Below are 20,566 nucleotides of genomic sequence, written 5' to 3' on the forward strand. Positions count from 1 at the left end.
AGGGTTCTCTTCTGGCTGAGGCTGCTATATCCTGGGCTTGTTAATATCATATCGAGGAGATATGTCAAAACTATTAACGATCCTTTACGAAATGTAGGAAAAGGGAGGAACAATTCATTAATGATCATAAAAAAACCTTACTCATTTCGCAGAGTAAGGTCGCGGATAGTTAGATTAAGATTTGTTTCATATAAACAAGATGAACAATGGGTTCAAATCCCATCTCTTGTAATACTCCATGAGTAGTGGAACTGCTTAATTTCGGTAGGTTAGGTACATAATGACGAATCTGGTCACTGGTAGTATGTAAAGCTTCTGCTAACAGAGCCTGAATGATTTCTTTTTGATCGTTTCTACTTCGATCTGCTTCACATTGATACAAGGTGGTACTGGTATGCATTCCTTCCTCTGATAAAATCTTACGGAAGTAGGCATAACCAATGGCATTTCCAAAGGCATCTTCAGCAATCAATGCTTCCCCATCCATGACGCTTTGCCAGTGAGTTTGCCAAGGGTTTTTTCCTTGATAGAACGATAGATTGCTGACTTCTTCAAGTGAAACTCTCTTCATTAGAAAAATGTTTGATGAGACGACTGGAATTTGACCTTCTTTTTTTTCTAAGCATTCGAGGTGGTCAATAATGTCGTACCCAAGAGATTGATAGAGAGCTATGGCTCCCTTATTATCGCTAATAGCCTCTAGCGTCGACACTTTCACGTTTTTTTCTTCAAGAATATCTAATGTGGCTTCTAGCATTCTTCTACCGATGCCTTTGCCTCGATAATCCTTGTCGACTGCTGTTCCTCCATTCCAGCCGATTAATTCCCCTTGAAACTCGCGGATTCCATTTACAATTAATCCGACTGGTTTATCATTCCAGTAGGCAACAACGGATATTTCATCAGATAGTCCCTCGGAAGCCATTCTAGCCATAAACTTTTCGGTGGTCATCGTCATATCAAAGAAATATCCCTTAAAGCCAATATTCCATGCCTCTACTGCTTCTGATATCGCACAATCTTTTAATCTTTTGATTTTAAGCATTGGTATCTCTCCTTAAAAGAGGGTATGCCAGAAAGTTGTAAACACTTTGGCACACCCTTCTATTATTTACAGCTGATACACTCCACTATATTTTTCTTCAAGATATTCGACTAAATAAGCGGCATTTAGTTGCTCGCCTGTCACAGAAACAATCAACTCATTTGGAGTATACAAGCTTCCGTGTTGATGAATCTTTTCCTTTAACCAACTCATGATTGGCTGTAAATGACCATTTTCTAAGTATTGGTCAAATTCCGGAAGTTCTTTTTTCATCGTTTTTAAAAGCTGTGCGGCATACAGATTTCCTAACGAATACGACGGGAAGTAACCGAATCCACCGAATGACCAGTGAACATCCTGAAGAACACCTAGCGTATCTGTTGGAGGGACAATTCCTAGAAACTCTTCCATTTTCTTATTCCAAACAGTTGGGAGTTCACTTACCTCTAGTTTTCCTTCAAATAATTCCTTCTCAATTTCATACCGAAGCATAATGTGAAGATTATACGTAAGTTCATCTGCTTCCACACGAATAAATGAAGGATGAACGGTATTGATTGCCTCGTAAAATTCTTGTAATTCAACGTTATGAAGCTGAGTAGGGAAAAATTCCTTTAGCTTTGGCAAAAAGTACTGCCAAAAGGCTTCGCTTCGTCCCACCATATTTTCTAAAAAGCGAGATTGTGATTCATGAATCCCAAATGAAGTACCCGAGCATAAGACCGTTCCCTCAAAGCTAGAGCTAATTTGTTGCTCGTAAATCCCATGACCCGCCTCGTGGATCGTACCGAACAAGGCAGAGAGTACATTGTCTTCTAGATAGCGAGTCGTAATTCGAACATCTCCAGTGTTTACTGTTTGGGCGAATGGATGCACCGTTTCATCGAGTCTTCCAGCGTCTAGATCAAAGCCTAGTTGTGGAAGCATGTAACGGTTAAACTCTTTTTGCTTCTCTATGGCAAATGGCTGTTTCACGATTTCAACAGGTGTCTTATGTGAGGCAGCTTTAATTTTATTTAACAGTGCTATGCTCTTTTCTCTTAAGCTAGCAAATAGTGGATCAAGTGCTTCTACCGTTAAGCCCGGCTCAAATTCGTCAAGTAATGCGTCATACGGATGCTTCTCGTACCCGTAATATTCAACGAATTTCTTCTTAATTTCAACGATTTTTTCTAAATAAGGGAGAAACAGTCTGTAGTTATTTTTTTCTCGTGCCTCTTCCCATGCATCATTAGCATCGCTGCACAAGACGGAATATTCCTTATATAGATCAGAAGGAATACTCTTAGAACGGTTGTAAAAGTGTTTTCGCAAACGGATTTTTGCTTTCGTTATGGTATCAAAATTCTCATTGCTTTCTGACAACTGATCTAAAAGCTCTCCCATTTCCTGTGAGATCATAAGATCGAATATTTCCGTTTGCAGTGACCCGTATGCTTTTGAGAACTGGGCTCTGCCCTTTTTAGGTGCGATCACTTTTTGATCCCATGAAAGGAGACCAGAGATACTTTCTAAGTGTGAAATTTTTTCGTCCAATGCTTGGAATCTTTCAAGAGCCGTATGAAGAACCGATTGAGTCATAGCCGAACACCCCTTTAATGATTTTTAACCGACTAATCGGTTTATTTTCATTATATGGAACATTCTGAATATTATCAAGTGTAATTAAACGGTCAATTTTCGAGAAAAAACGCGCAATCTTATAGAGTGGTTATTTAAGATACCAACAAGTCTATTTAGTGATCTTTTTTAGGAAAGACTGCTTCTGGTCCATTAAGATTGATTGGTATGGAAGCTCAGGAAATAGAATTCGTTGCATATTTGCCGCATCAATAAATGACCAAAACATATGTGTATATATATCAACATGGATATTTAACTTTAGCTCTCCCGACTCTTTCCCTTCTTGTAAAATTCTTTTCACTAATTCGAATTTCATATTTTTATGTAATTCATCTAAGGTGGTCATCATGTCAGGATTTCTAGAAGCGGACAATTGAAAATCAAGCTGTACAAAAAATGCTTCCTTTTGCTCTTCACACATAGGCTCTAGCTGATAATAATGATCAAACAAATAGGCTATTTTTTCAAGATTTGAAGGAAGGGTCTTAATATGTGATTCGATCGGATCAATTTCTCGAGTGACAATCCCCTTCATAAGCTCTAGGTATATTTCTTCTTTGCTTTTAAAATAGTTGTAAATCGCTCCTCTTGAAAGGCCTGAGTGTTGAACAAGCTGATCCATTGACGTGATATGATAGCCCTTTTTCGCAAAACAATGCTGTGCACTCAATAAAATATGATTTCTTCTTTGTCTCTTATGTTCTTCAGATACGATTGGCATAGTACCCTCCCTTATTCCGACTTTAATTCATCTAAATACATCTCTTTTAATTCTCTTAACACATCATAATAAGGAAAATCATCATATACCGCATGAAGATTGACTCCATCGATGATCGTCCAAAATCTTTCAGCATAAAGTTGGGATGGAATATTTGATTTGAATTCACCCAGCTGTTGTCCTTCTTGAATGATGTCATTTACTAAGGTAACTAATTTTCTTTTTCTTTCATGTAACTGTTGAAGAAGATCAGGATCCCTTGTACTGTGAAGATTAAATTCGTAGAAAACAACAATATATTCTAACCGATTGCGATCAATGGGGTTTGCCGACAAATAAGCGTTAAATAGATAATCCATTTTACTGCTTGCTGTTCGATGTTTGGCAAAGTGTTTATGGTATTGAGCAAAGTTTTTATCTGTTGCACGTGTTAGGAGGTCTAAATAGATTTCCTCCTTACTTGAAAAGTAATTGTAGATAGCTCCTTTGCTCATACCACAATGGGCCACAATATCATCCATTGTCGCCGTTTGAAAGCCTTTTTTCGCAAAGCACTCAAACGCACTGTCTAAAATTTGTTCTTTTTTCTCCTCTTTGTACTCCTCGGAAACGATTGGCATAAGCTCCTCCTTTGTTTTTTTGTTGTGATTGAATGGTGGATCGCAGATAAATTTTAATAATCGCAAGTAAATTCTGAAAATAGCAAATAAAAATTTTTAATCGCAAATAAATTGTTTGAAACGCAAGTATTTCCCGATAATCGCAAATAAGTTCTGATTATCGCAAAAATATTAGAAAACAACAAGAAGATTTTTAAGGATTTTTAAAAAATCGTCCCCTCCTGCTCAAGAACAAGAGGAAAACGATCAAAAACTGCTTATAAAAGCTTTAAAATATGATAAACGGCGTGAGAAACTCCATCCTCATCATTTGATTTAGTTACATACGTAGCTTTTTCCTTTACTTCATCCGGTGCGTTCTCCATGGCGATGGATGCAGTAGCGATTTCGAACATCGGTAAATCGTTACCTCCATCACCAAATGCGTAAATCTCAGTAAACACATGATTATGCATCAAAGCATAGCGCTGAATTGCTTTCCCTTTATGAGCTTCTTTTGACATGATTTCAACGTTATTGGGGAAGGAAGAAGCCAAAGTTAATTCTTCAAAACCGGATAATTGCTCCTTAACGGTTTGAATTCTCTCAAGCTCTTCATAAGAAACTACCGCAATACATTTGAAAATCTTCAAATCCTCGATTTGTAAAATATGGTCATAATCGTATGTAAGGAAAAGCTCTTTAAGTTCCTCGTCACTTTTACCTCTTAACCCAGGAAGTGTACAAGGAAATCCTCCGTGATTTGTATATACCAATATCCCAACAGATAGCTTTCTTAATTCAGTCAGCATTTCCTTATAGACAGGAACAGGTATCGTTGTTTCGTATAATAAGGTACCGTCCTTCCCATAAAGCGCAGAACCATTTAACGTTAGGATCGGACAGTTTAGCTCACGAATCGCATTTACTTTCACAACATCAGCATAAGCTCGTCCTGTATTCAAGATCACCTCTACCCCTTGTTCTTGGAGCTTTCGGATCGTCTTTTCGTTTTCAGCAGATACCTCATGCTCTGAATTGAGCAAAGTACCATCTAAATCAAGAGCAACACATTTCACACACATTCACACCTAACTAAAATTGAATTTTTGTAATATTTTTTAACATATCTTATTTTTACATAAAAACGACCACCTATCAATTCGTATAGGTGGCATTTTTTTAATTATTGGATAGGAAGCCAGTTTACGCACCATATTCCATGTTTATTTTTAGATAATCCGAACGATAAGCCAGTGGTTTCTGCTTCTATACTAACGGTTGCAGAAGTTTTATCAATAATATGCTCAAACAAGGTTCCTGCTTTTACTTGTTCTAATAAGCTTGTGCTAGGGTTTTGCTGTTTGGCAATTAGATAATCCTCATACGTTTCGAACACTCTTAAATATTCTTCATCGTCAATAAAAAGCGAATATTGCGTTTCGTAATCCTTCAGTTCCTCCGCATAGAAAAAGAGCTGGAAAACTTCTGATGGGGACAATCCATTTAAAATTTGTTTATCTTTGGTGTCTTTGAATTGTGCATAGCGATCAAGAAGAACGGTTGGAAGTTCCAGTTTCTGACTTTGATTTATTTGAATATGAAACGGTGTCGATTGAACTTCCGGTTCTTCCGGCAAGACAATTTCCTTTATACCTACTGTATCTGGTAGCGTTTTTCCTTTTAAATACCTAGCCGTGTAGTTGTCAACTACGAGTGTGACTTCCCCTATATCCATGCGATTGGTACCAAGTCCGAACACGGCTTTTAGTTTTCGTTGCTCATTTGATTCGAAAGTAAGGTCTGGATGTCTCCCCGTTTCTACAGGCAATGATTGTAAGGAAAGCTTATCCGGGGTAAACAAAATTTGATCCGGGCGTTCTGAATCATCTTTATCATAATATTTTAAAGTGCCAGTAATTTGGGCTTCGCCTTGAAAAACAGCATGCAATAATCCGTTTTGCTCCCTTTTTGCCCCGTCAGAAGGTCCTTTAGTAAGGAGACGCCAGCCATTTAACACCTCACCATCTTGGAGGTTTGGGTAAAACTTTTCTGCATCTGCAACAGTGTTACTTTGTGATGTTTTATTGTTGTTTTCCATATTTGATCCAATGATTCCACCGATAAATAATAAAAATCCCGCAACAGCAATAGAAGTGACTAACTTTGGAACAAATTGATTAGACTTTTTTGTGCTTTGTATATCTCCAGATCGTATTTTTCGCAGAACTCGTTGTTTTTCTAATTCTGTGAAAATGGATTTTTCAGAAGCTGTTGTATGAACGGCGTCTTTCACCTGTGTATGAATATCAGCCATGTTGTTCTCCCCTTTCATTGGTTAAGAAGCGTTTACATCTTTCTTTTCCTCGAAATAGTCTTGTTTTTACCGTTGCTAAAGGAAGGCCGAGTGCTTCACTAATCTCACTGTAAGTAAAATCTTGATAATAGTGGAGCAAAAAAACTTCTCTGTATTTCACAGGCATGGCCATAATGGCTTTTGTGAGCTCTGACCGCACATCTTTTTGCAAAAGGAGGTCCTCGGGTGATTTCTCCCCACTCTGTTTAAAAAAGAATAACTTTTCATTGATTACAAGATTTCGATAATGCCAGCTTTTTAGGTAGTCTTTGCTTTTATTGATGGCTATGGTGTAAATCCATGTTTTAAAAGATGAGCGATGTTTGAACGATAATAGTTTTTCAAAAACGGTGATAAATACTTCTTGAGTGAGATCACTGGCAACCTCCCAGTCCTTTACATAGGAGTAGATCATTCGTTTTAACTTGGTTCCATATTCATCCATCACCATTTCAATGATTTTTTCTCGTTCATATATTCCTACAAGGGCTTGTTCTATTTCTTTCTCTAAACTCAAAATATAAGCCCCTCCTTTTTTATAAACTACTAACTTATTTGATTTCCATGCGTTAGACGAAGAAGCTAACGAATCGGTTTCACTTTTTTAAATATAGCATGTAAATTTTTGTTTCTTAGATAAAATAGTTAATCATATCCTTGTTGACGGATGTTCCCTTCCCTCTATATGATGAAAGATGTACATAAATGGTAAGGGGTGGTATAAGTTGAAATTAAAAATTGGAATGGTTGGGCTTGGAAATATAGCACAAAAGGCATATTTGCCTATTCTAACTAGAGAGACAGATTGGGAGTTTGTTGGTGCTTTCACCCCGAATAAGGAAAAGAGAGGTTTAATTTGTAAGCAATATCGAATTGAGGATTTTTCAAGTGTTCATTCAGTGGCTGATGCGTGCGACGCAGTGTTTGTTCATAGTTCCACGGCTACACACTTTGACATCATCTCTACTTTACTTTTAAAAGGCAAGCATGTATACGTGGATAAGCCATTAGCGGCTACTCTTGATCAAGCAGAAAAATTGGTGGAGTTGCAACAGACTACAGGCTGTAAATTAATGGTAGGGTTTAATCGTCGTTTTGCACCTATGTATGTGAAAGCGAAGGAACAATCGAAAGAATTTGCATGGGCGAGATTTGAGAAGCATCGTGCGAATAGTGTTGGGCCACATGATGTAGAATTTACAATGTTAGATGATTACTTGCATCTTGTGGATACAGTCCGTTGGTTGGCTGATGGTGATCTTACTCTTCAGCATGGAGCCTTACATAAAAATGAAAAAAACGAGATGGTTTTTGGACAGCATACGTTCTCCAGAAAAGACGGTATTCAATTGACGACGGCCATGCATCGAAATGCTGGTTCGGGATTGGAGCAACTGGAGCTTGTAACGAACGGGGCCATTATACGTGTAAAGAATATGAATGTGACTGAGAAGGAAGCTAGTGATACCATCTCTACTTCTTACCCAGGCTCTTGGGATTCTACTTTGAAACAACGCGGATTTGAAGATGCTATTCATCATTTTATTCATTGTGTTGACCATGATATAACGCCTTCAGTCGATGGTGAAGAAGCGTTAAAATCACAACAATTAGTCATGAAATTAGTAAACCCCCACTTGTGAAATGTGGGGGTTTTTCATTGAATTAATTAATAGGAGATATTTGAAATACTATTGGTCTCGCAATGTTCGAATTTCTTCTGCCCATTGTGTGGCAAGTTGTGCCAACTCAGAAACAAGTTCTTGTTTTCCTTCTTGGTATCGATGATGTGCATCGGGATATTGGTTAGCTAGTTCCAGCTTTTTTTGTTTGTATCTGGCAGCTTGTTTCGGGTGTTGTAGTAAATACCTTTTAAAGTCTAGGTGGAAATTAATCTGGTTATCTCCTTCTTGAAAAACATGGACATGATGAGTACGATGGTCTCCACCCTTTTGAAAGAAACGTCTCCCAGGTATCCCGTTTTCTCCTTTTGCTTCGTATCCGAGTTCAAGCATGGATGTGTTTAAACGGTCAACTCTGGATATGTCATGAACGGCTATCAATATGTCGATGATAGGTTTAGCGTAACCAATTGTTTTAATGGAGGTGCTTCCTATGTGGTGAATGTCAATCACGTTATCTTGAAAGATTTGTTTGAGAAGTCCCGCCTCTTTTTCAAATTCGCTAGCCCATTCTTCCGACCATGGTACGATATTTGTTTTACGCATAAAATGAATCCGTCCTTTTTTACGAGCTTGCAGTCATGATCCCAACAATTGAAATGATGGGGATGGCAGAAAGCAGCGCTGCACCGATAAAAAATAATGTATTTATCATTCCTACTGCTTGTTGATTCATCCTTGGAGATCCCATTATATCCCTTCTGATACGAAGAAGAGAAACCATTGCAACGACCAATATTCCAATAATAACTACGAGTGGAACGATAATATTTTTCTCAACTACCTGACCAATTAAAGTAAATGCATAAACGATGATCAAAATAGGGATTGCTTCAGCTATTGCCACTTGAATAAAAAACTTTGTTTGCACTGCTTGCATCGTATTCAGGTCTAGGTGTTCTCCTTTTTCTACTTTGTCTTGGACCTGTTGCATCATTTTGTTAAAGGCAAAAGAAATACCCACTACAGCTATTGCGGATGCAAGAACAAATAACCAGGAAGCACTCATCTTCATCTCTCCTCTAAGTCGAAGTTAAAGGGTGCAACGAATCTTGCACCCTTTTTCCATTTTATAACTTATCAAGCTCATACTCAATTTGATTGACTCTTTTTGCATTTCCTTCAGCCATATTATGTAATCTTATTTTAAGTTCATGGTCTTCATGGACCGCTTCTGCGGTAATAGCGTATGTGCGTAAAAGCTGATTTTCAAGTTCAAGAGTTTCTTCTAAAGTTTGTTTTAGAGTTTTTCGATTCATTGAATCTTCTCCATGGTCATGATCGTGCTTCACACAATATTCCTCCTCATTAGAAACTGATATTAGTATGGACATCCTTAGCCTACTTATACAGTATTGTCTAGTGAAGCACTTATGTAGAAGCGTGATATCTTTCTGATAGCATGGCGTAGCACCTTTCTATATTTGGATTGCTCTTTACTTTTGGCAATAAAACGGTTATATTATCATTATCAATAGTGATAATATATAAAAAAAGGAGCCAGCTTATATGAGTGAATCAAAAGCAGATGTCATCTTACACCCTGTTCGCATGAGAATCATCCAGTCGCTTGTTAGCGAGCCCTTAACTGTTCAACAAATGAAGGAACGTATGCCAGACATTCCTCAAGCGACCCTTTATCGTCATTTAAAAAAACTATTTGAATCCAAAATTGTTTTTGTAGTAGATGAGCAACAAATTCGGGGAACGGTAGAAAAATGGTATGCCCTTCAACCTAAAGAAGCGAACTTAGGGACTGACGATTTAGCCAACTATAGTAAAGAACAATACATGGCCCTTTTCATGAAGTATATCGCTAATATCATGGCTGAATATGAACGGTATGTTTCACAGGAAAAGGTAGACTTTGTAAAGGATGGAGTTTCATTACGCCAAGCTTCCCTTTATTTATCTGACGAAGAGTTCACTTCCCTCCTTCAAGAGCTCGGTCAAGTGTATTCTAAAGTTCTAACGAATAAGCAAGCATCAAATAGAAGGAAACGAACATTTGCTAATATCATCATACCAGAACCAAATGAGTAGGGAGAGATGTGTATGAGAGAAACAGAGGTTGTTATTCAAAGCAAAGTTAAATTAAGTGGAAGCCTTAGTCTGCCTGATTCTGATAAGGAGAAATCTCCAGCCATATTAATTATTCCTGGAACTGGAAAGCTGAATCGTGATGGGAAAGTAAATAAAAAGCTAGATCTTAATTTATACAAACAGTTGGCACAGTTTTTTACAGAGCTTGGATTTATTACTTTACGTTATGATAAGCGTGGAGTTGGTAAAAGCGAAGGTGATTATAACCGAACAGGTTTTTGGGATCTCGTGGACGATTCGCAAGCAGCTGTCCAGTTTTTAAAAATGCATGCTGCTGTAGATGCAGATCAAGTGATTGTCCTTGGTCATAGTGAAGGTTGTATGATTGGAACAGCTCTTGCAGCCAGAGAACCAATGTCTGGATTGATTTTACTTGCGGGTGCCGTGGAACGTTTAGAAGAAGCCTTAAAAAGGCAACGAGAGATAGCAGCTGTTGATATGAGGAGTGCCAAAGGGTTTATTGGGTTCCTATTGCGCTTGTTTAAAGCTGATAAAAAAATTGAACCTCAGGCCCAGGCCTTTATGCAAAAAGTGATGGAATCTAAAAATGACACGATGAAGGTTCAATTTCAGACGATTAATGCAAAATGGATGCGTGAACATTTTGCCTATAACGTACGGGAGGATTTAGCTAAGGTTACTTGTCCCGTTCTTGCGATTACTGGCGCTAGAGACGTGCAAGCAAACCCTGCGGTTTTAGAGAATTTGGCTAGCTTTGTTAAAGGTGATTCTGAATATCACATCGTGGAGAATATGGGTCATTCATTAAAATTTCAAGCTCAGACCTCTCATATGCTAACAGTTAAGAAAGATTTAATTACGGAGTCTTCCCTTCCCCTTCATCCAGAATTAGAGATGCTATTACGAAATTGGGTAGAGAAACAACTTATTGAATCAAATAATCTAACACATATTATCTCTTAATTAATGAAACGACCATCCTTATATAGGTGGTCGTTTCTAATTTACGTTAATTTTGGTGCTTGTGGTGGAGATTCAAACCAGCCATGTTCAATCATAATATTCGCCCCATCTTCCGTATACCGTGCAACATCAGCCATCAGGCTAGTAAAGGTTCTGAAAATATCGCTTCTCATTGAACTTGTTAGTGCCACACCATAGTTGGCGATTCCTTGAGTGTTTAAGAAATTGATAAGCGAAATCATTAGTTTTGTTGAAAAAGGAGCCGTTTTAGAAGAAGTCGTACTCACGCTCCATGCTCCAGGAGTCGAGATTTCCTCCTTTTGAAATATCTCACTTAATGTGTTCATATGCTTTGTAGCTATTTCTTTCCCTTTGATCATATACGATTTGAAGGGCTCATCATCAGTGACCTGAATAAATCCTTTCATCACCGTGAGTCCTAATTCATTCGTTAAAACATTATAAAATATCATTGAAATTTCCTGACCTGTCAATGGACGATGCTCACCAAGCCACTTCGTTAAGTAGCTTTGTTTTTGAACAAATTGAACCTCACTTGGTATCGGGATATATGGTGATCGAATCCATAATCCTTTTTCGAGTAGAAGAATTCTTGCCCTATCCAATAATTCTAATGATTCGGTATTAAATCTCTTAAATAAAGCAAATACATCTTCCCGTGCAATCGTATTCAAGGCTATGGATGAATAATTTAAGTTTCCTTTTGAAACAAACCAATGATAATAAAGAATAAGTGGTTCTGTAAATAGTTTGCCTGCTTGTAAGTTCACATCTTGATCTGTAAAGGCAACAGGAATGGGAAATTCTTCATTATTCATAATTGTTGTAATTTCAAGTTGTGTGTTCAGACAACAAGCTAAAATTTCCTTGTTTAACTCCCTAACCTCTTCATCTTCTGCAATTTGGTCAAAATACTTTAATATACACATATTCATGGAAAGTGACTGGTACATCGACCAGAGATAGCCTTGTTCACTGGCGGTTAAATCCATTTGCATTTTCAACTATTATCGTCCTCTCATTTATAACTTTATTTCTTATTGTTGGCGAAATAAATGAAATTAATGAGTCGGATGTAATAGATATGGGTGTATTTTATGTGATTATTGAAAAGTCTTTCCAACCGTATACCAGTTCAATTACTTCTTTTCCGGCTATGGTATCTTTTAGCCGGTCGATTTCTGTTGCTCCAAGTGATTGATAAAAATGCTTTGAAGGATTCTCTTCCAAGACAAACACCGTCATTGAATTCATTCCCTCATTTTTGAACTGTTCAATTAACGGCTTCACGAGTTGGCGCCCAATCCCTTTCCCTTGGTATTCCTGCAGAATGTATATGGCATATAATTCTCCCTCATACCCGGGGTAGTCTCCTGTTCTTTCTTTTCCACCTGAAGAAAAACCAACAATCTCCCCTTGATGATTTTCAGCGACATATACATGTCCGTTAGGGATGACCCCATTCCATAATTCTTCTCGGCTTTCATACGTTAATGATTGTAGGTAATCATCTGGAAAAATATGCTTATAAGTGGTTCGCCAGCTATCAACATGAACTTTTGCGATGCCCTTTGCATCCGCAGGTATGGCTTTACGAATGAACATTCCTTTCCTCTCCCTTTATAAATTTCTTTATGGCTTCATTATACCAAGAAACCTTCCTTTATCTGTTATGTAATTTTCATGATGACCAGACAGATAGAACATACTAACACTAGGGAGTGAACAACAAAATGTATGAATTTTCTCAAATTGAACTAAAAGAACAAGACGGGCAGCTTATAGCTATTGTACATATGGACATAGATAAAATGAGTTTAATTACTGAGTTTAGTACGGAATTTGGCAGGGAAACGATACTCTCCAGCACTCAGCAAAAGGTTTTGTTAAAAAGCAATTCCCTGGTTTAAAGATTGCAAGGGTTCTTGTTGTTTCTGGTGCCATGATTCTTGCTAACTTCCCTTCATTAAGAGCTTCCGCTCACGAAGTGACTTTTAACATGAGTTATTTATATTTTGGAAATACAAACTCTTATATTTCTCAAGTGGATAAGACACAAGGAAACTTAAATCAAGTGTCCCCAAGCTATTTTGATTTGAATGCCGATGGATCGCTCAAAATTAGTTCTCAATTTGATCCAGCTTTTGTTACTCAAATGCATGCCCGTGGAATTAAAGTCGTACCCTTTTTAAGTAATCATTGGGACCGAACGCTCGGACGCCAGGAGCTTAGCAACCGTGAAAAATTATCTTCTCAAATTGCCGACTTTATCGTAAAAAATAATCTTGATGGTGTTCAGGTGGATATTGAAAATGTGACAGATATCGACCGTGAAGCCTACACAGATTTGGTTCGCTTGTTGCGCGAAAAACTTCCTGCAAACAAGGAGATTTCAGTAGCTATTGCTGCTAACCCAAACGGATGGAACAAAGGCTGGCATGGGTCTTATGACTACAAAGAGCTTGCGAAATATGCCAGTTATTTAATGATTATGGCTTATGATGAAAGCTATACCGGAGGACCTCAAGGCCCTGTCGCAAGTTATGGCTGGGTGGAACGCTCCATTCAATACTCTTTGAATCAAGGAGTTGCTGCTGACAAAATTGTTCTAGGAGTTCCCTTTTACGGACGATACTGGAAAGAAGGTGAAGCAACAGGCGGAGCGGGGATTTCCAACAACCGCGTTGATGAAATGCTCGCCAAATACGGCGGTACGGTGACCTACGATGAGAAGACACAATCCCCTAAAGCAACCATTACGATTAAACCAGGAGACCCAACTATGACCATTGCTGGCAACACTCTTACTGCTGGTACATATCATATTTGGTATGAAAATCATGAGTCAATTAAAGCGAAGTTACAGTTAATTCATAAATATAATTTAAAAGGCTCTGGAAGTTGGAGTTTAGGGCAAGAAAGCTCATCCATTTGGCAATCGTATCGTACATGGTTAGCACATGATGGACAAGTAGAAGTTTCTACCGTTAATGAAACTCAGCCAAAGGAGCAAACAGGAAGCACGGCTCCTTCTTCTGCTGTTACACATATCGTTCAATCTGGCGACACACTTTGGAAAGTTGCGACCACTTATAAAATGACCGTTGATGAATTGAAAGCATGGAACCAATTAACAACAGATTCCATCTTTATTGGACAAGCTTTGAAAGTAAAAGTTTTGCAAACCGAACCTACTAATCAGCAACCAATAACAAGTCAACCAGCTGCTAATACACCAGGTGCTGTCTCTGCTCCTGTTCCAACTACACCGGTACCTCCACCTGCTCCTGCACCAAAACCAGCCGTAGCTCCACCAAGAGCACCGGCTCCTATCGTAGCAGCACCAGCAAAGAAATATCCAACTCTTCGAGTGGGATCGAGTGGCTCAGCGGTTACAGATATGCAAAATAAACTAAAGAAAGCGGGAATTTATAAAGGAAGTGTGCATGGTAAATACGATACAAGTACGCGTAATGCGGTCATTGCCTTTCAGAAAAAATACAAGCTAAAAGCGGACGGTGTCGCAGGACCTGCAACTTTATCCAAGCTTGATGCGGTAATCGCCCCAACCAAAGTGGCTACCGTATCAAAACCAGCAACAACCTCTGTTAAAAAGTACCCTACCTTACGTTCTGGTTCAAAAGGTGCGGCTGTAGTGGATATGCAAAACAAGTTAAAGAAAAATGGCGTATACAGAGGGAATTCACTTGGTGTGTATGATGCAGCAACAAGAAATGCCGTTATTGCGTTTCAAAAGAAATATAAATTAAAAGCTGATGGTATTGCAGGTCCAGCAACTCTCAGTAAATTAGATATGGTAACCAAATAGGAGGAAAAACGATGAAAAAAACGATGCATGTGTTTTTGGTAATCTTGCTGGCTTTTGTGGTAAAAAGTCAAAGTATTTCCGCGAAAGAAATGACAAGCCTTCCGTTACTTGGTGTAGGTGCTACTGTTCAAGAGGCGCAAAAAGGTGAATTTCTCATTAAAACAGAAGGATTGAAGGCCGGAGAAGGTTTTGTTTCAACACCTAAAGATCTTGAAACCAAAAACATCTTGTTTCAAATGGAAGCCAAAGGGTCAGATGTGGTCATTTTAAAAATTGAAGAAACAGATGCTAGGGGCAAATTTTTAAAAGAAAAAGAACTGGAAGTCCCATTAACAAGCAACTGGAGCCTAAAACAACTAGACTTTATACTTGAGAGTGACTCCTCACAAATAGATGTATTTGTATTAACAAAAGAGAAGAAGAAAACGGAATTTTCGGTTAGAAATGTGACTGTGACCGGACAAGAATAGCTAAAGGGGTCCTGTTCTAAAAACGAGGACCCTCCTTTTATCCTACAAACTGATAGTACAATTTTTTTGCTTCTGCAATATCCTTTGTTCCATGAATAAGTACACGTCCATCTGTAAAAAATACGAGTCTGTGTTCTCCCTTCGTCAGTGATAGTAAATAATGGTTTTTACTCACTTGTCCGTAGGGTTTCAGTCGATCAGCTAGTGCTTCAAGATTTAAGTTTGTGTTGGTTGCTGGTCGAATTTGTACGGTATTTCTTCCACAGAGCACCGCTGTTTTTGTTGAGTTGGTTTTATCTAAATACGGATAATGTGGAGTATTTCCACAAGACGGACAATCATCTTTTTTCATTTTATCTACTGAAATCGATGACGATGAATTAAGCCACAGATCAAACGAATAAAGAGAGCCTCTAAGTGCTGTTAGATTTCTAGTAAGAAGCTTAAGTGCTTCTGTTACTTGGTGAGCAACAACGGTATGAACTGCGGGTGAAATGATACCGGCTGTGTCACAGGTCATTCCACCTAGAGGAATATGATCTAATAAACACTGCAAACACGGAGTTTTTCCTGGAATGATGGTAAAAGACAACCCGTAACTCCCCACGCATGCTCCATAAATCCATGGAATGTTCGCTTTTTGTGACATATCATTGATAAGTAGTCGCGTGTCAAAATTATCGGTTGCATCTAAAATAAGATCAACCCCTACCATTAACTGCTCCATCTCCTCGATGCTTACATCCATCACATGTGATACCACTTCCACGTCAGAGTTGATGTCTTGAAGCCGTTTTTTTGCTGCTGCAGCCTTCGGGATCCGATCACGAGCGTCAGATTCACTATATAACTGTTGGCGTTGAAGATTGCTCCATTCGACGTAATCACGATCAACGATGGTCAGTTTCCCTATTCCTGCTCGTGTGAGAGATTCAGCAAGTGCTGTTCCTAGTGCGCCTGCTCCAATAATTAATACATGTGATTGCTGTATTTGCTTTTGACCTTCTTTCCCAATTGGTGAAAAAAGTTCCTGTCTCGAGTATCGGTCGCTCAAATCATCAACCTCCCCCAACAAAATGTACGAGTTCAATATGATCACCTTTTTCAAGGATCGTAGACTCATAATTTTCTTTCGCAACGATATCTTTATTGCGTTCAACAATAACAACCTTTGGATTTAGTTCGAAATATTCAATGAGTGTCATAATCGTATTGGTTCCTGTTCCTAACAATGTTTCTTTACCGTTAACGTAAATGGTCATTTTGCTTCACCTCAAGTTCCTTATGATAATTGAAGGCAGCTCTTTCGGGATCATTCGCTCCAAAAATACCCGATAAGACAGCCACTCCACTAGCACCTGCCGTAAGAACCTCCTGTACATTCGAAGGAATCATTCCGCCAATAGCAATGACAGGAATTGATACGTAAGCAGTGATTTCCTGTAATGCATGCAGACCACGAGGACGGAGTCCAGGCTTAGAATTACTTTCGAACACATGTCCGAATAATAAGAAGTCGGCACCTTTTTTTTCTTTTTCCAATGCTTCACTAAGCGAATGTACCGAGCATCCCACACGTAACATTGGATAATTCTTTTTTACTTTGAGTACATCTTCGCCTCTATGGGAAAGTTGAACTCCAGCTACCCCTCCAGCTAACGCCACACTTGACGGTCCATTTAGTATTACCTTTGAAAGGGGAATATCCGCTTCTTTCATGCCTTGAATGAAGTGAAGAATTTCTTCTGGTGACCGATGATTCTCCCGTAAATGAATATAATCCACATATGTGTGAATGCTTCTGGCAATTTTAATCACATCTGCTTTTTCTTGCTGTCCTGTTGAAATGACATGCAATTCTTTTTTCATCATACCCTCCTTATTTCATCGTATATCCACCATCAACGATAATGGTTTGACCTGTTACAAATCGAGCCCAATTACTAGCTAAATATAGGGCTGTTCCTGTAACATCTTCAGGTCGGGCAATTCTCCCAAGTGGTGTTTCAGCAACAATGACTGATTTCACTTCCTCTTTTGTTCGTTTACTTGCTTCTGTCGGATACACAAGCCCTGGAGCAATACAGTTAACGGTAATACCGAATCTTCCTAGGTCAGCGGCTAGGTTTTGAGAATAGGTCATGACCGCTCCCTTGGCTGTGTTGTAGTCATGGTAAGGTACAATCGGGCGATACAATAAATTGGTTGTCATATTTATGATTCGACCGAAGTTCATATCTTTCATATGCGGTATTGCGTATTTATTCAGGAGATAGGTCCCCTTTAAGGAACCATCGATTTGTTTTTGATAGTCTTCCCACTCTACTTCCCATGCCCATTTTCTCTCTGTAGGATCAAAAAGGTAGCTATGGAGGGCATTATTAACCACAATATCGATCCGATCAAACTCTTCAATTACCATGCTTATCAATCTTTTTACATCGTTTTCATTCGTCACATCCGCTTGAATGGGTAGACAGTCCACTCCGTATTCTTTTTGTAATTTGTCCGCGAGTATTTCTGCCTTTTCTGCATTTTTTAAATAATTTATAACGATATGACACCCTTCGGAGGCGAAGCTTTCAGCAAATGCAGCTCCAATGCCTCGGCTTGAACCCGTGATCATGCATACCCTTCCTGCTAATGAGAGATTCACATTAACACCCCTTACTTCAGCTGTTCAACAAGTTCATTTGTGGTAAGGTCTTCTATATTAACCGCTTTTTGTAGTAATCCCATTTCTACGTAAGACGCTTCAACCTCTTTTAAAACGGTAAAGTCGAACATACCCAGACCGTTGTTGTTCTCACTAGTTTGGTTTCTAATCGCAATAATCTCTTTGTTTCGTGTGATATTGGTTCCGTCCACTGCATGCTTCGTTGCTATATCAGCTGCCTCATCTGGGTTCTCCATCGTATACTCTATGCTATCTTTATAGACCTGAAGAAAGCGGATAAGAAGATCTTTCTTTTCGTTAAATACCTTTTCTGTCACAACAAACACATCAGATGGAGTATTTAGCACATCTTTTACTTCAATGATATTTACTTCGCCTAAGCCCTTTTGCTTTGCATCATACAAACCGGTATCTGTAGCAGCGGTAGCAGCTACTTGCCCTTCCATCAAAGGGGCGAAATTAAGAACGCCGGTTGCCGTTATCGTCATTTCCTCTTCCTTCACTCCTGCGTCATGCAAAAGCACTTGTAAATTTTGATAGGTCCCACTAGCCAAGCTATATACTCCGACATTTTTTCCTTTTAAATCCTCTATGGATTGAATATTACTTTCCTTTAAGGAAACTAAGTTAAATACGTTTTCAGGATAAATATTATAAATGATCTTCAATTTTTCACCTTTTTCGACAGCTAACAATACGGCCTCTAGGTTTGCGAAAGCAATATCAGCATTTCCAGCCAGGATGTTCTTAACTGCATCTCCTCCACCAGCACCAGGTATGTACTCAAATGTAAGGTTTTCTTTTTCAAAAAAACCTTTATCCTCAGCCACATATAAGTTGCTTTGTTCAACAATTGGTTTACTCCATGAGGCCATTCGAATCGTTTCCCTTTGATTTTCTGATTCCGTTGCTTGACTACTTTCCTTTGAACAGCCTGCTATGATGACTGTTAAAACTAGTAAAATTGGTAGAACTACTTTAATGAATTTCACGAAATTTTCCTCCGATAAGTTGTATATTTTCTTAAAAATAGATGTTCGATGGCATATATCGAAGCGTACAAAAGGATGCCAATAGCTGTTAAAAGGATAAAGGCTGAAAATAATAATGGCGTATCCATCATTCCTTGTGCCACGATAATTAACGCTCCCAATCCCTTATTCGCACCAATAAACTCACTAACAACGGCTCCAACCACACTAAGGACAACCGCCACCCTCATACCCGAAAGCAAGTAAGGGATGGAGGTCGGCAATTGCAGTCTCCACAAAGTTTGCCATTTGCTAGCTTTTAATAGCTGAAAAAGGGCTAAACGGTCCTTGTCGACTACTAACAAGCCTGTAATCGTACTCTCGAACAAAGGAAAGAAGCTAATTAATGCCACAATCAAAATCTTTGGCGTGTATCCGTACCCAAACCATAGAATGAGAAGCGGAGCTAAAGCGACCTTTGGCATGGCTTGTGTTGCGATAATATAGGGCTTCAAGACAAGTCGAAGGGTGTTCGACTGTGAAACCAAAAGGCCCAGTCCGATTCCAATAAGACCACCCACAAAAAATCCACTAATAATTTCAACTAGGGTTGTGAAAATATGTGGTGTAAAATACCCACTCTGTAACAGGGTGAAAAGATTTTCTGCAATGGTTGTTGGTTTAGGTAAAATTAACGGTGATATTTTCTTCACCTTAACAATCATCTCCCACATAATAAGCAGGAAAATAAATAGTAGAGTCGAATATAGATAGATTTTCTTCATGATTGAAGCCTCTCATTCATATCTTGCTGAAAGTTGTAAAATGACTGATCGAATAAAATAGACTTCTGTCGTGGTCGAGTAAACGGTACTTGGTATTCTTGAAGAATTCGTCCCGGTTCCCCACCTAGAAGAATAATTCGGTCAGACAGGAAAAATGCTTCTTGCAAATCATGAGTGACAAATAATACGGTTGGTTTGTACGTATCGATTAATTCATTAAGTTGAACATGCAATTGATCTCTTGTAAAAGAATCTAGTGCAGAAAATGGTTCGTCCATCAAAAGGATTTGTGGCTTATCAAGTAAGGCACGTACGATTGCCACTCTTGATTGCATCCCACCCGAGCACTCATATGGAAATTTATGAATCGCATCGGTTAGTCCAACACGATCTAGCATTTCCTTTGCCTTATTCGTATCTCTTTCAGTCAATTTTCGCTTTAACTGTAATGGAAGTAAGACATTCTCCAAGATCGTTTTCCATTCTAGTAAAATAGGTTTTTGAAACACGTATGAAAGCTCATCAACCGGTTCTTTCACCTCATGTCCACCTATTGTAATCAATCCAGAGGTAGGCTTTTTCATTCCTGCAACCATTTGTAAAAGACTCGTTTTTCCGCAGCCACTTTTTCCAACGATGCTGATAAATTCGCCTTCCTTAATATTGAGGGAAAATCGACGGATTGTATCCTTTTGATCTTTATCAAAAGTAAGCCTAATCTCTTTTAATTGTATATATGGTGCCTGCATGTCCCTTCTCT

Annotated in this window: 25 protein-coding genes; 6 read left to right on the top strand and 19 right to left on the bottom strand. The window is 38.7% G+C overall.

Features of this window, described 5'->3' with window-relative positions; genetic code table 11:
* Positions 1-169: 169 nt before the first annotated feature.
* The 7 genes from MKX65_RS10285 to MKX65_RS10315 form a co-directional block, all read right to left on the bottom strand.
* On the bottom strand, positions 170-1,045 hold the full coding sequence (locus MKX65_RS10285) for a GNAT family N-acetyltransferase (protein ID WP_160546043.1): 876 nt from the start codon (positions 1,043-1,045) through the stop codon (positions 170-172).
* Between the two features lie 66 nt (positions 1,046-1,111).
* Positions 1,112-2,626 carry a carboxypeptidase M32 gene (locus tag MKX65_RS10290; protein WP_160546044.1) on the bottom strand — a complete coding sequence of 505 codons (1,515 nt, stop codon included), beginning with the start codon at positions 2,624-2,626 and terminating at the stop codon, positions 1,112-1,114.
* A 151-nt stretch (positions 2,627-2,777) separates the two neighbouring features.
* Positions 2,778-3,389 carry a TetR/AcrR family transcriptional regulator gene (locus tag MKX65_RS10295; protein WP_160546045.1) on the bottom strand — a complete coding sequence of 204 codons (612 nt, stop codon included), beginning with the start codon at positions 3,387-3,389 and terminating at the stop codon, positions 2,778-2,780.
* An 11-nt stretch (positions 3,390-3,400) separates the two neighbouring features.
* A complete protein-coding gene (locus MKX65_RS10300) occupies positions 3,401-4,009 on the bottom strand; it encodes a TetR/AcrR family transcriptional regulator (protein ID WP_160546046.1) in 609 nt (202 codons plus the stop codon).
* A 257-nt stretch (positions 4,010-4,266) separates the two neighbouring features.
* Positions 4,267-5,073, bottom strand: a complete 807-nt coding sequence (locus tag MKX65_RS10305; protein ID WP_160546047.1) for a Cof-type HAD-IIB family hydrolase — start codon at positions 5,071-5,073, stop codon at positions 4,267-4,269.
* Positions 5,074-5,174: 101 nt separating this feature from the next.
* The gene (locus MKX65_RS10310) at positions 5,175-6,305 is read right to left on the bottom strand and encodes a hypothetical protein (protein ID WP_160546048.1); all 1,131 of its coding nucleotides are present in this window, start codon (positions 6,303-6,305) and stop codon (positions 5,175-5,177) included.
* Positions 6,298-6,861 carry a sigma-70 family RNA polymerase sigma factor gene (locus MKX65_RS10315; RefSeq protein ID WP_160546049.1) on the bottom strand — a complete coding sequence of 188 codons (564 nt, stop codon included), beginning with the start codon at positions 6,859-6,861 and terminating at the stop codon, positions 6,298-6,300. The genes MKX65_RS10310 and MKX65_RS10315 overlap by 8 nt, the downstream gene beginning before the upstream one ends.
* Positions 6,862-7,087: 226 nt before the next feature.
* Here MKX65_RS10315 and MKX65_RS10320 point away from each other — a divergent pair, with 226 nt between their 5' ends.
* Positions 7,088-7,987 (top strand): Gfo/Idh/MocA family protein, encoded by a 900-nt coding sequence (locus tag MKX65_RS10320; RefSeq protein WP_340906212.1) that lies wholly within the window; start codon positions 7,088-7,090, stop codon positions 7,985-7,987.
* A 48-nt stretch (positions 7,988-8,035) separates the two neighbouring features.
* Here MKX65_RS10320 and MKX65_RS10325 read toward each other — a convergent pair whose 3' ends face one another.
* The 3 genes from MKX65_RS10325 to MKX65_RS10335 form a co-directional block, all read right to left on the bottom strand.
* Positions 8,036-8,572: a GrpB family protein gene (locus tag MKX65_RS10325; protein ID WP_160546051.1), complete on the bottom strand. Its 537-nt coding sequence runs from the start codon at positions 8,570-8,572 to the stop codon at positions 8,036-8,038.
* A 19-nt stretch (positions 8,573-8,591) separates the two neighbouring features.
* Positions 8,592-9,035, bottom strand: coding sequence for a hypothetical protein (locus MKX65_RS10330; RefSeq protein WP_160546052.1), 444 nt, complete (start codon positions 9,033-9,035; stop codon positions 8,592-8,594).
* 61 nt (positions 9,036-9,096) lie between these two features.
* Positions 9,097-9,318 carry a hypothetical protein gene (locus MKX65_RS10335; RefSeq protein WP_340903524.1) on the bottom strand — a complete coding sequence of 74 codons (222 nt, stop codon included), beginning with the start codon at positions 9,316-9,318 and terminating at the stop codon, positions 9,097-9,099.
* A 217-nt stretch (positions 9,319-9,535) separates the two neighbouring features.
* Here MKX65_RS10335 and MKX65_RS10340 point away from each other — a divergent pair, with 217 nt between their 5' ends.
* The gene (locus MKX65_RS10340) at positions 9,536-10,069 is read left to right on the top strand and encodes a helix-turn-helix domain-containing protein (protein WP_160546053.1); all 534 of its coding nucleotides are present in this window, start codon (positions 9,536-9,538) and stop codon (positions 10,067-10,069) included.
* A gap of 12 nt (positions 10,070-10,081) precedes the next feature.
* Positions 10,082-11,053, top strand: a complete 972-nt coding sequence (locus MKX65_RS10345; RefSeq protein WP_160546054.1) for an alpha/beta fold hydrolase — start codon at positions 10,082-10,084, stop codon at positions 11,051-11,053.
* A 41-nt stretch (positions 11,054-11,094) separates the two neighbouring features.
* Here MKX65_RS10345 and MKX65_RS10350 read toward each other — a convergent pair whose 3' ends face one another.
* Together MKX65_RS10350 and MKX65_RS10355 are read right to left on the bottom strand one after the other, a co-directional pair.
* On the bottom strand, positions 11,095-12,072 hold the full coding sequence (locus tag MKX65_RS10350; RefSeq protein WP_340906214.1) for a DUF3231 family protein: 978 nt from the start codon (positions 12,070-12,072) through the stop codon (positions 11,095-11,097).
* Positions 12,073-12,169: 97 nt separating this feature from the next.
* Positions 12,170-12,679, bottom strand: coding sequence for a GNAT family N-acetyltransferase (locus MKX65_RS10355; protein ID WP_160546056.1), 510 nt, complete (start codon positions 12,677-12,679; stop codon positions 12,170-12,172).
* Between the two features lie 128 nt (positions 12,680-12,807).
* Here MKX65_RS10355 and MKX65_RS10360 point away from each other — a divergent pair, with 128 nt between their 5' ends.
* The 3 genes from MKX65_RS10360 (at position 12,808) to MKX65_RS10370 (ending at position 15,373) form a co-directional block, all read left to right on the top strand.
* The gene (locus MKX65_RS10360; protein ID WP_340903525.1) at positions 12,808-12,984 is read left to right on the top strand and encodes a hypothetical protein; all 177 of its coding nucleotides are present in this window, start codon (positions 12,808-12,810) and stop codon (positions 12,982-12,984) included.
* 89 nt (positions 12,985-13,073) lie between these two features.
* Positions 13,074-14,903 (top strand): peptidoglycan-binding protein, encoded by a 1,830-nt coding sequence (locus MKX65_RS10365; RefSeq protein WP_340903526.1) that lies wholly within the window; start codon positions 13,074-13,076, stop codon positions 14,901-14,903.
* 11 nt (positions 14,904-14,914) lie between these two features.
* Positions 14,915-15,373 (top strand): hypothetical protein, encoded by a 459-nt coding sequence (locus tag MKX65_RS10370; protein WP_160546057.1) that lies wholly within the window; start codon positions 14,915-14,917, stop codon positions 15,371-15,373.
* Positions 15,374-15,410: 37 nt separating this feature from the next.
* Here MKX65_RS10370 and MKX65_RS10375 read toward each other — a convergent pair whose 3' ends face one another.
* From MKX65_RS10375 to MKX65_RS10405, 7 genes are read right to left on the bottom strand one after another with little or no spacing between them, the layout of a single operon-like run.
* Positions 15,411-16,427 (bottom strand): MoeB/ThiF family adenylyltransferase, encoded by a 1,017-nt coding sequence (locus tag MKX65_RS10375; protein WP_160546058.1) that lies wholly within the window; start codon positions 16,425-16,427, stop codon positions 15,411-15,413.
* 4 nt (positions 16,428-16,431) lie between these two features.
* Positions 16,432-16,635: a sulfur carrier protein ThiS gene (thiS, locus tag MKX65_RS10380; RefSeq protein ID WP_160546059.1), complete on the bottom strand. Its 204-nt coding sequence runs from the start codon at positions 16,633-16,635 to the stop codon at positions 16,432-16,434.
* Positions 16,619-17,242, bottom strand: coding sequence for a thiamine phosphate synthase (locus tag MKX65_RS10385; RefSeq protein WP_340903529.1), 624 nt, complete (start codon positions 17,240-17,242; stop codon positions 16,619-16,621). The genes thiS and MKX65_RS10385 overlap by 17 nt, the downstream gene beginning before the upstream one ends.
* A gap of 10 nt (positions 17,243-17,252) precedes the next feature.
* The gene (locus MKX65_RS10390; protein ID WP_160546061.1) at positions 17,253-17,999 is read right to left on the bottom strand and encodes an SDR family oxidoreductase; all 747 of its coding nucleotides are present in this window, start codon (positions 17,997-17,999) and stop codon (positions 17,253-17,255) included.
* 41 nt (positions 18,000-18,040) lie between these two features.
* On the bottom strand, positions 18,041-19,042 hold the full coding sequence (locus MKX65_RS10395) for an ABC transporter substrate-binding protein (RefSeq protein ID WP_340903530.1): 1,002 nt from the start codon (positions 19,040-19,042) through the stop codon (positions 18,041-18,043).
* Positions 19,039-19,806, bottom strand: a complete 768-nt coding sequence (locus MKX65_RS10400; protein WP_160546062.1) for an ABC transporter permease subunit — start codon at positions 19,804-19,806, stop codon at positions 19,039-19,041. Before MKX65_RS10400 ends, MKX65_RS10395 begins: the two co-directional genes overlap by 4 nt.
* Positions 19,803-20,555: an ATP-binding cassette domain-containing protein gene (locus tag MKX65_RS10405; protein WP_160546063.1), complete on the bottom strand. Its 753-nt coding sequence runs from the start codon at positions 20,553-20,555 to the stop codon at positions 19,803-19,805. The genes MKX65_RS10400 and MKX65_RS10405 overlap by 4 nt, the downstream gene beginning before the upstream one ends.
* Positions 20,556-20,566: the final 11 nt, after the last annotated feature.

The sequence above is a fragment of the Robertmurraya sp. FSL R5-0851 genome, assembly GCF_038002965.1.
Lineage (GTDB): Bacteria > Bacillota > Bacilli > Bacillales > Cytobacillaceae > Robertmurraya_A > Robertmurraya_A beringensis.

Excerpts from the sequence above, each read along its gene's own strand:
- MKX65_RS10355 (WP_160546056.1), bottom strand. The coding sequence starts at position 12,679 with ATGTTCATTCGTAAAGCCATACCTGCGGATGCAAAGGGCATCGCAAAA.
- MKX65_RS10300 (WP_160546046.1), bottom strand. The coding sequence starts at position 4,009 with ATGCCAATCGTTTCCGAGGAGTACAAAGAGGAGAAAAAAGAACAAATT.
- MKX65_RS10405 (WP_160546063.1), bottom strand. The coding sequence starts at position 20,555 with ATGCAGGCACCATATATACAATTAAAAGAGATTAGGCTTACTTTTGAT.
- MKX65_RS10390 (WP_160546061.1), bottom strand. The coding sequence starts at position 17,999 with ATGATCACGGGTTCAAGCCGAGGCATTGGAGCTGCATTTGCTGAAAGC.
- MKX65_RS10340 (WP_160546053.1), top strand. The coding sequence starts at position 9,536 with ATGAGTGAATCAAAAGCAGATGTCATCTTACACCCTGTTCGCATGAGA.
- MKX65_RS10320 (WP_340906212.1), top strand. The coding sequence starts at position 7,088 with ATGGTTGGGCTTGGAAATATAGCACAAAAGGCATATTTGCCTATTCTA.
- MKX65_RS10330 (WP_160546052.1), bottom strand. The coding sequence starts at position 9,035 with ATGAGTGCTTCCTGGTTATTTGTTCTTGCATCCGCAATAGCTGTAGTG.
- MKX65_RS10345 (WP_160546054.1), top strand. The coding sequence starts at position 10,082 with ATGAGAGAAACAGAGGTTGTTATTCAAAGCAAAGTTAAATTAAGTGGA.
- thiS (WP_160546059.1), bottom strand. The coding sequence starts at position 16,635 with ATGACCATTTACGTTAACGGTAAAGAAACATTGTTAGGAACAGGAACC.
- MKX65_RS10310 (WP_160546048.1), bottom strand. The coding sequence starts at position 6,305 with ATGGCTGATATTCATACACAGGTGAAAGACGCCGTTCATACAACAGCT.
- MKX65_RS10385 (WP_340903529.1), bottom strand. The coding sequence starts at position 17,242 with ATGAAAAAAGAATTGCATGTCATTTCAACAGGACAGCAAGAAAAAGCA.
- MKX65_RS10295 (WP_160546045.1), bottom strand. The coding sequence starts at position 3,389 with ATGCCAATCGTATCTGAAGAACATAAGAGACAAAGAAGAAATCATATT.
- MKX65_RS10365 (WP_340903526.1), top strand. The coding sequence starts at position 13,074 with ATGAGTTATTTATATTTTGGAAATACAAACTCTTATATTTCTCAAGTG.
- MKX65_RS10325 (WP_160546051.1), bottom strand. The coding sequence starts at position 8,572 with ATGCGTAAAACAAATATCGTACCATGGTCGGAAGAATGGGCTAGCGAA.
- MKX65_RS10350 (WP_340906214.1), bottom strand. The coding sequence starts at position 12,072 with ATGCAAATGGATTTAACCGCCAGTGAACAAGGCTATCTCTGGTCGATG.
- MKX65_RS10285 (WP_160546043.1), bottom strand. The coding sequence starts at position 1,045 with ATGCTTAAAATCAAAAGATTAAAAGATTGTGCGATATCAGAAGCAGTA.
- MKX65_RS10305 (WP_160546047.1), bottom strand. The coding sequence starts at position 5,073 with ATGTGTGTGAAATGTGTTGCTCTTGATTTAGATGGTACTTTGCTCAAT.
- MKX65_RS10290 (WP_160546044.1), bottom strand. The coding sequence starts at position 2,626 with ATGACTCAATCGGTTCTTCATACGGCTCTTGAAAGATTCCAAGCATTG.
- MKX65_RS10370 (WP_160546057.1), top strand. The coding sequence starts at position 14,915 with ATGAAAAAAACGATGCATGTGTTTTTGGTAATCTTGCTGGCTTTTGTG.
- MKX65_RS10360 (WP_340903525.1), top strand. The coding sequence starts at position 12,808 with ATGTATGAATTTTCTCAAATTGAACTAAAAGAACAAGACGGGCAGCTT.
- MKX65_RS10400 (WP_160546062.1), bottom strand. The coding sequence starts at position 19,806 with ATGAAGAAAATCTATCTATATTCGACTCTACTATTTATTTTCCTGCTT.